Genomic DNA, 460 nt, shown 5'->3' with positions numbered 1-460 from the left:
CGCCACGCTTAGCCATGGTGTATGTCCTCCTGTTAATCTTCTATTATAATATCCATGTGAATATTTTCTTTTAATTCTTCATCACTGACGTAAATGGTATCGAGGCGTTCGCCTCCGCCCCGCAGTCTGGCCTTAAAATAAATTGATTTTTGATAATGCTCTTCCACATACCGCTCGATGTCTCCCAGAGTCGTCGGACGGCTGCCGATAATAAAATTACTCTGATCCGTAAATACAACGCAGAGACAACTGTCTCCCGCCGGTTCCACCACCGTATCCCGGAAGCTGGCCCGAATTGGGCCGCCCAGATCTTTTACAATCTTTCCCCATTCATTGCGGACAAGATTTAAATCCTCCAACTGAGCCTCGGGAAGCACAACGCGTTCCGCAGGCGTCAGCGGTTCAGACGGGGCACCATTGCCGCCCATTCTTCCATTGTCCCCGGCTGGTACGGAGTCCG

The 460-nt window shown here is 50.4% G+C and carries 1 protein-coding gene; it reads right to left on the bottom strand.

Annotated elements, in window-relative coordinates:
• Positions 1-32 precede the first annotated feature (32 nt).
• Positions 33-460: DNA polymerase III subunit gamma/tau (locus NE664_13835; protein ID MCQ4727714.1), on the bottom strand; the 428-nt coding region annotated here is incomplete at its 5' end.

Source organism: Anaerotignum faecicola (assembly GCA_024460105.1).
Taxonomy (GTDB): domain Bacteria; phylum Bacillota; class Clostridia; order Lachnospirales; family Anaerotignaceae; genus JANFXS01.
The sequence above is the reverse complement of the archived record's forward strand: the minus strand, read 5'-3'. Positions and strand labels throughout refer to the sequence as shown.